At 66.1% G+C, this 10,875-nt stretch carries 3 protein-coding genes; all 3 read right to left on the bottom strand.

The window, feature by feature from the left end; genetic code table 11:
* Positions 1-22: 22 nt before the first annotated feature.
* The 3 genes from CAL29_RS14740 to CAL29_RS14730 are packed head-to-tail and all read right to left on the bottom strand — an operon-like array spanning position 23 to position 10,838.
* Positions 23-1,810 carry a non-ribosomal peptide synthetase gene (locus tag CAL29_RS14740; protein WP_094853728.1) on the bottom strand — a complete coding sequence of 596 codons (1,788 nt, stop codon included), beginning with the start codon at positions 1,808-1,810 and terminating at the stop codon, positions 23-25.
* 50 nt (positions 1,811-1,860) lie between these two features.
* Positions 1,861-2,826: a TauD/TfdA family dioxygenase gene (locus tag CAL29_RS14735; protein WP_094853727.1), complete on the bottom strand. Its 966-nt coding sequence runs from the start codon at positions 2,824-2,826 to the stop codon at positions 1,861-1,863.
* Between the two features lie 14 nt (positions 2,827-2,840).
* Positions 2,841-10,838 carry a non-ribosomal peptide synthetase gene (locus tag CAL29_RS14730; protein WP_094853726.1) on the bottom strand — a complete coding sequence of 2,666 codons (7,998 nt, stop codon included), beginning with the start codon at positions 10,836-10,838 and terminating at the stop codon, positions 2,841-2,843.
* Between the last annotated feature and the right edge of the window lie 37 nt (positions 10,839-10,875).

The following is a 10,875-nucleotide window of genomic DNA, read 5'->3' as shown; positions in this document are numbered from 1 at the left end:
ACCTGCCTGCTGTGTCGTGGGATCAAGCCGAGGGTGTGGCGCGAGCGAGCAAGCGGCCCAGCGCGGCCGCGCTGGGATGCTCGAACACATCCGCCGGCGTCAGATTGACCCCAAGCCGTTTACGCAAGCGCGCGACCAATTTGATGACCATCACCGAATGTCCGCCCAGGTCGAAGAAATCGTCTGTCGGCGTCACCAGCTGCGTACCGAGCAATTCGGCCATGCAGGCGGCGACCTGGTGCTCTATTGCGCCATCCGTCTCCTCATGAACCGCACGTGCGCTTGCGGCAGGTGCTATGGATCGGGCCAGTGCGGCGCGATCTATCTTGCCGTTATCCAGGCGAACGAAGCGCTCGACCGGCACGATGCTCGTCGGCACCATATACGCCGGCAACCGCTCGGCCAGCCACGCGCCCAGCGTGCCGACGTCCGCCCGCGCCGCCCCCGCCATGGGCAGGATGAAAGCTGTCAGCGCAACCTCGCCCCCCGCGGCCGGCGACGCCAATACCGCGGCCGTACGCACCGCGGAATGCTGCGCCAGCGCCGCTTCGATCTCGCCCGGATCGACGCGAAAGCCACGCACCTTGACCTGATGATCGATGCGGCCAATCAACTCGATGGCGCCTCCCGGCAGTCGTCGCGCCAGGTCGCCCGTCCGATAGGCTGGCGTTGGCAGACCCGCGTCGGGCGCCTCGACCCAGACGGGTTCCGATCGGGTATAGCCCAGGCAACGTTGTGCACCCGCGATGCAGAGTTCGCCCGTCTCGCCCTGAGCGACTTGACTCCCGTTGCCATCCAGGACGGCAACGGCGTTGCCGGCCAGCACGTCGGTCAGCGGGATTACGGGGGGTAATATGGGTAGCGTATCGACGCGGCTGACCATGACGCCCACGGTGGTCTCCGCCGGGCCATAGTGATTGAACAGCACGCTCGCCGGATTGCGCGAACGTATCCGCCTCACGAGCGCCGCCGTCAGGGACTCCCCGCCCAGCACGATCCTGGCGGGCGGCAGCAGCGTGGGTTCCTCCAATAACGCTTCCAAATGCGAGGGGACGATCTTGATCGCATTCACATCCTGCGCCCGCAGGAAAGCCGCGAACTGGCCGCCGTCCTTGACAATGGCATCGTCCGCGACAGCGAGATAGGCGCCGTTGCACAGCGCGCCAAACAAGGCCGTATAACCGAGATCGGCGGCAACCGAGCTGGTCAAGGCCCAGCGGTGTGTAGCGTCCAGATTCAAGGCGCTGCTGACAGCCTCGACATAATTGGCCAGGCTGGCGTGCGCGATGCGGACCCCTTTCGGCGTTCCCGTCGACCCCGACGTGTAAATGATGTAGGCGATGGCTCCCGCTTCCGTAGCCGCCCGTTCATCCGCCTCCACGCGTCGGTTGGCGTCATCGATGGGACGCTGGTCAGCGGCGGGCGCGGTGTTCAAACTATCGAAGCTCACCCTTGCGATTCCTGCCTCAGGCTCCTCGGCGCCCGCCGTTACCACCAAGCAGGCGCCGGCGTCCTGGATGACTTGCCCGCGCCGCTGCGCTGGCCAGCCGGGTTCTACCGGAACATACGCGGCTCCGAGCTTCCACAGCGCCAGGATGCCGACGATCAGGTCAACAGACCGCGGCAATTCCAATGCGACGACCGCGCCGGCCCCGACCCTCTGTTTGCTCAAGCCACGTGCAAGCCGGGCGGCCGCCGCATCCAGTGCACCGTAAGACAGTATTTGCTGCCTGTCGCCCACTGCCGGCGCCCCAGGTGTTTGCCGCATCCAGTGCGCGATCAGGTCCAGAACCGTCTTCCTTTGCGTCATGACGCTATCCTCATCAAGCCGGGGCTATTGCACTCGTTGCGTGCTTGCGTTCAGGCGTGCAGCTGCCGCGCGTCGCCGCGCGCCACCATGTCGCCCATGGCAACCGCGATCTTGCGCGGTCCCTCATAGGGATCGCGGGCATGGGCCACCCGCATGTTGTCCAGCAGCAGCACATCGCCGCGCTGCCACGTAAAGCGCACTGCGAGACGCTCGTAGGTCGCTCCCACCACCGCCATGGTGGCGTCGCTGATGGGGCTGCCGTCGCCGTAGTAAACATTGCGCGGCAAACGGTCCTCGGCCACCATGCTCAGCAGGCTTTCGCGTAATTCGGCGTCCAGGCTGCTGATGTGGTGCAGTTGGACCTGGTTGAAGAAAGTCGGCAGGCCCGTGCGTGGATGCACGATCACGGCCGGGCAGACCATGCGCGTGCGCAAGGCATCACCGTCCAGCCATTCCCATTGCGCGCCGGCTCCGCGCAAGCGGGTCTCGACCTGCGCGCGATCGGACGTGCCATAGAAATCCTGCCAACGAACGTCCAGGCCGCGTATGAAGTTGCGCACGTATAGCAGGTGTTTGCGCGCGAAATCCCGCGCCATGTCCGCGGGCAGCGCGCGATAGACGGCCTGGCAGTCGACGATGGGCGTTGCCCCACCGTGCGTCGACGGCAGCTCGCAGAAAAAGAGCTGGCGCCCAGGCCAACGCTCGAGGTGCGAGCTTTCGTTGTGGTACAGGATCATTTCCCTTTCCGGATACGGCGTGGACTGGTATATCTCCTGACCGCCCTCCTTCTTGGGCAGATCGCCATAATCGCCGTACAGTCGACTCACCATGCGGCTGGCAAAAGCCTCGAATTCGGCAGGTGTCTGCAAGGGGAATCCACGAAACAGGATGGCGCCGTGGCGCAACAAGGCTTCGTCGATATCCGCCTGGTTCGCGTCAGCCCAAGCGCAGGCGTCCAGCCCCCGTGCCGCCGCATATTCGATGACCAGGGGCATGCCCGCTGCTGTCATATCCATATCGTTTCTCCCTCCTAAGCCAGTGGGTCCAAGGTCTTTTCGGCACCGGGGCGTACCGCAAGCCGTGCCCGGCACGCCAGAAAATCAGGGTCCATTCTCAACAGCGCACCCGCTACGTCGCCCCACGCGGCAGCCAGGTCTTCGACCGCGGCGCTGGCGCAGACGCGAGGATCGAAGACCCAGTCCACGTCCAGACCATGGCCTTGTGGCGTCACGAACACCGTCAGGTCAAATTTCGCCGCGCCATATGGCGCCGGCGTGGGGACTATCGTCAGGCCGTCGAATTGCGGCACCGGTACGCTGTCTTGCATGACGAACAACACCCGCACCAGAGGATGCCGATCGGCAACGCCGAGCCGCTTTCTGGTCTTTTGTGCGGTGCGGGCAATGTCCTCATAGGGCAAGGCCTGATGATCGGCCGCCTCGGCAAAACGCCGGCGCAGGTCATCCAGATAGCTCGCCACAGTCATGTCGGAGGTCACGCGCGAGCGCACGGGCAGCACATTGACGAAGAAGCCGATCAGGTCCCCAAGCGCGGACGCATTGCGGCCGGCGACGTCCACCCCCAGAATCGCATCGTCCAGACCCTGCTTGCCGTGCATGGACAGACCCAGGGCGGCGAACAGGCGAGGAAACAGGGAGCCCGGGGCCAGGGTCTCATTGAGGGAAACATGTTGACGCAGTACGTAGCTGCTTCCGGCAGCACCGGGCCTGGCGTTCGCCGCGCCTGCTCCTTCCTCGCCGGGCTCTGGCGTATCCAGCGCGAACGACGGCACGTCACCAAGCGCCTCGCGCCAATACGTCTCCAGGCGGTTCCGGTTGCCGAGCACGGTTTGCTCGGCGTCCATGGCATAGTCGGCATACTGCAAGGCCAAGGGGGGCAGCGGGCTCGCCCTGCCCGCCCTGAAGGCGTTATAGAGCACGCCCAATTCGCGCAGGAATATGCTTGCGGAGGTGCCGTCGAAGATAATGTGGTGCACCACGAGCAACAAGGCATGCCGGTCGGCCGAACGGCGCACCACCTCGATACGGAGCAAAGGCGCCACGCCCAAGTCGAACGGCGCCTTGCTCATGTCCCGCAGGCGCGCATCGCGCCAAGCCGGCCATCGCGCGTCGTCACCCTCGTAGGAGCGTGTCTCTAAAGTCAAGTCGATCTTGCCCACGGTGACGACACTTGCCTCACCATCATCATCCTCGGGATAGGCCGATCGAAGGATGGCGTGGCGTTCGACCAGGGCGTGCAGCGCGCGGCCGAGCGCGCCATGATCCAGCTTTCCCGCGATGTCGAATGCGCTGCCCATGTTGTAGGAGGCGCGCTCAGCATCACGCGCAAGGCGGTCTGCCAACCAGATGCGGCGCTGCAAGGGCGCCAGCGTGGCGGAGTCCGCACGCCCGCTGGCGGCGGAGGCAGCGGCCGGGTCGGACGGCGATGCTCTACCGGCGTCCGTGTGCTGATCATCCGCGCCGATTCCCGTAGCGTTGCCTGTTCGGTCAGCCACTGCGCGACGGATCGCGTCGGCCAGCGCGCCCAGGCGCGGGCTGCCGTAAAAGACGCTGAAAGGCACGCCGACACCGTAGCGGGCATTCAGCCGTGCCAGGCATTGCATGGCAGCCAGGGAGTTGCCGCCCAGATCGAAGAAATCGTCCTCGCGGCCTATGTCATCGACGGCCAGAGCCGCCTGCCATTGCGCGGCGACTGCACGCTCGACGTCGTCAGCCGGCAAAGAGCGCGGCGCCGACGACGCGACGGGCATGGGCAAGGCCTTGCGGTCTACCTTGCCGTTGCTATTCAAGGGCAGCTGGTCCAGGCGCACGATCTGCGCGGGCACCATGTAATCCGGCAGCGCGGTGGCAAGCGCGCTGCGTAGCGCGGCCGGATCCACATCGACGTCGGGATCGACGGTGACGTAGCCAACCAGCACCACGCCCGCCGCCATATTCCAGGTCACCACTACAGCCTGGCGCACGCCTGCGTAGCTCGACAGCTGGCTCTCGATCTCGCCCAGTTCGACCCGAAAGCCTCGTATCTTGATCTGATGATCACGCCGGCCGAGATAGTTGACGCTGCCATCGCCGGCGCGCCGCACCACATCGCCGGTCCGATACAGCCGCTCGCCCTGGTCGCCGAAGGGATCGGGTACGAAACGCTCGGCGGTCAGCCCGGGTTTGCCAAGGTAACCACGCGCCAGCCCCATGCCGCCCAGGCAAAGCTCGCCCGACGCACCGAGCGGCAGCATTTCCGCCTCGCCATCCAGCACATACGCGGTCGTGCCCGCCACCGGCGCGCCAAGGTCGGCACGGCCTGCCCGCATGCGGCCCGTCAGGGACCAGATGGTCGTTTCCGTCGGGCCGTACATATTCCAAAGCGCCACGCCCTCGGCCAGCAAGCGGTCGGCGAGCGACCCGGGCATGGCCTCCCCCCCGCACAGCACGCGCATCCCTACCGGCGACCAGCCGCTATCCAGTAGAAGCTGCAACATGGCTGGCGTCGCCTGTAGAACGTCGACCCTCCCCGCCTCGAGCATGGATGACAGGGCGCCAGCATCCCGCGTTTCCCCATCCGTGGCAAGGATCAGTTCGCCGCCCGCCATCAGTGGCAGGAAAAGCTCCAACGCGGCGATATCGAAAGACAAGGACGTAACGGCGAGCAAGGTCTCCCCCGCGCGCAGACCAGGTTGACGCCGCATGCTGCTCAAGAAGTTTTGCAGTGCCCCATATGGCACCATGACGCCTTTGGGCCGCCCTGTCGACCCCGATGTATAGATGACGTAGGCGAGCGAGCCGGGTTGCCGCTCATAGCCGTCCGCTCCCATGGCCGTCTGCTCGGCCCGCTCAGCCTCAGCGGGCCATGGCAGATCGATGGCGACCCGTTGCAAGCCCGGCCTGTCGGGCAGCGTAGGCAGTACGGCGGCCTGGCTGAGAAGAATGGTTATGCCGCTATCCTCGATCATGTAGGACAGGCGGTCGGACGGCAGGGCCGGGCTCAAGGGAACGTAGGCGGCGCCTGTCGTCAGCACCGCCAGCAGGGTCGCGGGCAGGTCGGGCGTGCGCGCCATCGCGACCCCGACGAGACTGCCAGGGCCGATGCCCATGGCCACGAGCCGTCGAGTCAGCGCCTGGATCCGCTCGCCCAGGACGCCGCGCGTCCAGCGCGTGGCGCCGCAGCGTAACGCCGGGGCGCCGGGCTCGACGCGCGCCCAGTCCGCGATGGCAACGAGAAAGTCCGGGCCGCTGTCGGCGGCGAGCGCCGGCTGCGCCAGGGTGCGCAGGACGCCCTGCTCACCCTCGTCCAGCATCGCCAGCTCGCCCAGTCTTGCACCTGGCTTCCGCAGGCAAGTCAACAGTACCTTGATGTAGTGCTGCACGAGCCGGGAGGCAGTGGATTGATCGAACAGCTCCCTCGCATAGGCGAGCGTGATGACGATTCCGCCGTCGTCGCGCTCTTCGCTTTCGAGCGCAATTTCGAACTGCGCGTCGAGCGCCAAGGCAAGCGGGCACAGGGACACATCCATGCCAACGGGGGCCGGCGGCATCGCCAACTGGCGCTGGTGATTATGCAGAACCTGGACCAGGGGACCATGGCGCGCCCCGCGCTCAGGCTGGAGGGCATCCACGACGGCATCGAACGGCAAGCCCTGGTTGTCACGTGCCTCGGCAAGTGCGGTGCCGACCTGGGCGACCGCCTGCGCTGCCGTCATGCCGGGCGTCAACGCCGTCGCAATGATCTGCGTGTTGACGAACAACCCTATGGTTTCGGCAAAGGCTGCCTGGGACCGATTGGCCTCGGTCACTCCCACCCGCAGCGAAGTCTGCCCGGTATAACGGTGCAGCAGAATATGCCAGGCCGCGTGCAGCAACACGAAAACGGTATCGCCGCGGGTACGCGCGGCCAGCCGCAATTGTTGCGCCACGAGCGCATCGATGCACATCGACTGCCTGGCCACGGTGTAGCGCGGTTCGGCCCGTCGAGGGTGATCCGCGCTCAGTTCCAGGGGCGCCACGGGGCCGGCCAGACGCCGGGTCCAATAAGACAGCTGCGCGCGTGCTGCCGCGCCGGACAGCCACTGCGCTTCCCACACGGCATAGTCCGCATATTGCAAGGGCGGAGAGCCCGACGCCACGGGCATCGCGCCGCCTGCAGCGGTCAGCGCCTGGATAGGCCGAGTCCCGGCCAACGCCGCCAGGACGTCGCGCAGCAGCAGCTGCATGGCCCAGCCGTCCGCCACGACGTGATGCAGCACCACGGCCAACACGTGATGATCGGGACCCAGGCGATACACCGCCGCCCGCAGAAGCGGTCCGCGCCGCAAGTCGAAAGGTCTTTCGGCGTATGCCTGGATGCTTGCCTGCAGGCCGGCAGGATCGTCGGTCAGATCCCGGGTTTCCCAGCCGCATGGCAACGTGTCGTGGATGACCTGGAACAGGCCCTCGTCTTCCATGTCGAACGTCGTGCGCAGCGCTTCATTGGCGGCCACCATGCGCTCGAAAGCGGCCCGTAGTGTATCCGGCGCAAGACCGCCCTTGAGGGTCAGTGCGCCCACGATGTGATAAGCGCTGCTGGCTGGCGCCAGATTCCACAGCAGGCAGAGCCGGCGCTGGGCGGCCGACGCCGGGGCGCGGTGGCGCAATTCGGGCGCCCGCGGCAGAGGCTCTCCTTGCCGCGGCGCCCTGCCCTCGATGGCCGCGGCCAGTGCGCGCACCGTCTGATGAGCAAACAGATCGGCGGGGACCACCTCGATTCCGGCGCGGGCCGCCAGGGCGACCATTTTCAACACGAGTATCGAATCACCGCCCAGTTCGAAGAAGTTCTGTTCCGTCCCGATATCCGCGACGCCGAGCACCGTGCGCCAGACCTCGACGAGCTTGCTTTCGGTAGGCGTCCGGACGCCTTGATCCGTATCCGTGGCAACGGTAGCCACGGCCGTGCGCTCCGGCAGGGCCGCCAGGGCCTTGCGATCGGCCTTGCCATTCGCGTTGACGGGCAGCTGCTCAAGAACCTGCACCTGCGTCGGCACCATGTACGCCGGGAGGCGCGCCGCCAGGTCCGCTTTCAGCGCGTCCGTGTCCAGTGCTGCGGCATGCATGGCCGTGACATAGGCATGCAGCCGCGTGCCGGCATCGTCCTTGCGCGCCACCACGACCGCCTGGCGCACATCCCGGCGCTCGGCCAGGATGGACTCGATCTCGCCCAGCTCCACGCGGAAGCCGCGCAGCTTGACCTGATCGTCGCGCCGGCCCAGGTATTCCAGGACACCGCCGTCCGACCAACGCGCCAGGTCGCCGGTGCGATACAGCCTGCCACCGCCGCCATTGATGAAATCGGGCACGAAGCGCTCGGCGGTCAATGCGGCCTTCCCCAGATAGCCCCGTGCCAGTCCCGCACCGCCAAGATACAGTTCCGCTGCCTGGCCCGCCGGCATCAACGCCAAGGCGTCGTCAATCACATACGTGCGCAGATTGGCGATCGGTCTGCCGATGGGGACGATCGCGTCCTCGGGCCGGCAGGTCCAGTGGGTGACATCGATGGCCGCTTCGGTGGGCCCATACAAGTTGTACAACGCGGCGTCTGGCAACAGCGACAGGGCGCGGTTCTTCAGATCCACAGGCAAGGATTCGCCGCTGCACACGAGGCGCCGCAAGCTGGTGCAGGCAGGGGCGTCGCCGTTCAGCAGAAAGGCATCCAGCATGGATGGGACGAAGTGCAGCGTGGTGACGCGGTAGCGCTTGATCGCCGCGCAAACCAGAGCGCTGTCACGTTGCGCGCCCGCCGCGAGCAAGGCGATGCTCGCGCCCTGCATCAGGGGCCAGAAGAACTCCCAGACCGAAACGTCGAAGCTGAAGGAGGTTTTCTGCAGCACTACATCCGCGTCATCCAGGCGGTAAGCATCTTGCATCCAGGCGATGCGATTGGCGAGCGCACCGTGGGTGTTGCACGTACCCTTTGGGCGTCCCGTGGATCCGGATGTATAGATGATGTACGCGAGATTGTCAGGATGCAGAGGAACGTCCGGGTCGCCGCAAGGCACGGCAGGCGCATCCAGGCTGTCCATATTGATGACGCGCAGCGTTGCCCGCGCTGGCGCCTGTTCCGGAACGATCGCGGCCAGCTCGGTGACCGTCAACAGGATATCCATGCGGCTGTCCTGCAGCATGTAGACGAGCCGGTCCGCGGGATATTCGGGGTCCAGGGGAACATAGGCGCCCCCCGCTTTCATTACCCCCAGGATCGCCACGACCATATCCACCGAACGGTGTAGCAGGATGCCCACGGCATGGTCCGGCGCCACGTCCTGCGCGACCAGGATGGCGGCCAGCGCATTGGCGCGTGCGTTGAGTTCGCGATAAGTCAGTACGGCGCCGTCGGCGCAGGCCAGCGCGGTCGCGTCAGGTCGCAAGAGCGCTTGCGCCTCGAATGCCTTGTGGACGGGACGACGGGGCCAGGCCACGACCGGGCCGGCGCCGTTCGCGTGGACGCGGCGCAAGGCCGTGGCGTCCTGCATAGCCAGATCGTCGATATTGACCCGGCTGCCGACAGCGATGTCTTGCAGGACCGCAAGGTATTGATCGGCCAGCGCGCGGATCGTCGCTTCGTCAAACAGATCGGCGGCAAAGCGCAGATTCACCGTGACGCGGTCGTCGTCGTATTCCACGGTCTCGATCTGGAAGTCGGCCTGCGCGCCCGTATTGGGCAGATCGAAGTACTCGACCCGCAGGCCCGTCCATTGCGCCAGCGGCGCATGGCGCTGGCGCAAATGGTTGTACATCACCTGAAACAGCGGTGTTTCGCCCAGGCGGCGAGTTGGCCTCAACGCTTCGACCAGGCGGTCAAAAGGCAGATCCTGAGCCCCTTGCGCTTCGGCGGCGGCATCTCGCGTTCTTAGAATCAAGTCGTCGACCGGCAGGCTTCCCTCGACCGGCACGCGCAGCACCAGGGTATTCGCGAACAGACCCACGATATCGCGCGTCTGCGCCATCGTGCGGTTGGCATAAGGAACACCTATCCGGACATCGCCGCCGCGAGTACGGCGAAAAAGCGTCGCCTGTAGTCCGGCAAGCAGGACAGCAAACATCGATGCCTGCAAGCGCGCAGCCCGGCGACGCAGTCCACCCACGACTTCCGGGCGCAAGGCGTAGGCCATAGTCGTCGCGCGGCCGCTACGCTGGCCCGCGTGAACGTGGTCGGGTTGAACCAGCGGTTCCGGCGCATCGCCTTGCAGGCGTTGTACCCAGTAGGCGAGCTGGCGCGCGCCTTCCGGCCCTTCCAGCCAAAGCCGCTGATAATGCGCAAAATCGGCATAGCCCACGGGAGGCGGATCCGCATCGACCCGAGCCACGCCGGGTATCCCGGACTCACGCTGGGCGATTGCGCCGCGCGCCGTCTCATCACGCGCGCCAATCTCGCTGGCATAGGCGGGCCCCAGTTGATCCAGTATCAGTTGGGTCGACCAGGCATCCGCGACGATGTGATGAATGACCACCAGCAGGCAATGTTCATTGCTGGCCATGCGGATCAGTGCGTAGCGGATAAGCGGTCCACGCTCCAGATCGAAAGCTTGTTCGAACAAACGGGTTTTCAGCGCTTGCAGGGTCTCTTCGCGACGCGGCTCGGGCTGCGCGGTCAGGTCCGTCAGCGGCAAGGGCGGCGCCCCTTCTTCGCATCGCACCGGCACCGGCTGGCCATCCGCGCCAGCCGGGAATGCCGTGTGCAACGATGCATGACGCCGCGTCAGCGTGTGCAGTGTACGCTCCAGTGCCTTGACGTCGAGATCGCCGTGCAGGCGCAAGCCTGCGCCAAGATGGTAGGCCGTGTCCGCCGGCGCAAGCCGCCAGAGAAACCACAGGCGTTGCTGAGCATGCGAGAGCACCGCGTCGACGCCTTCCGGCAAAGGCGAGATAAGCGCTGGCGCCGCTCGTCCAGCGGGCCCGCCGCCCCGTATCCGCGCGCGCAAGGCCTCTTTCTGCGCGGGCGTCAGCGCGGCTCTGCGGCTATCCAGGTTTGACGATTCAGACATAGGCGGCTCGTGCTAAGGGGATGGTCCAGGTCACCAG

It is taken from the genome of Bordetella genomosp. 10 (assembly GCF_002261225.1).
GTDB lineage: Bacteria > Pseudomonadota > Gammaproteobacteria > Burkholderiales > Burkholderiaceae_B > Bordetella_C.
The sequence above is the reverse complement of the archived record's forward strand: the minus strand, read 5'-3'. Positions and strand labels throughout refer to the sequence as shown.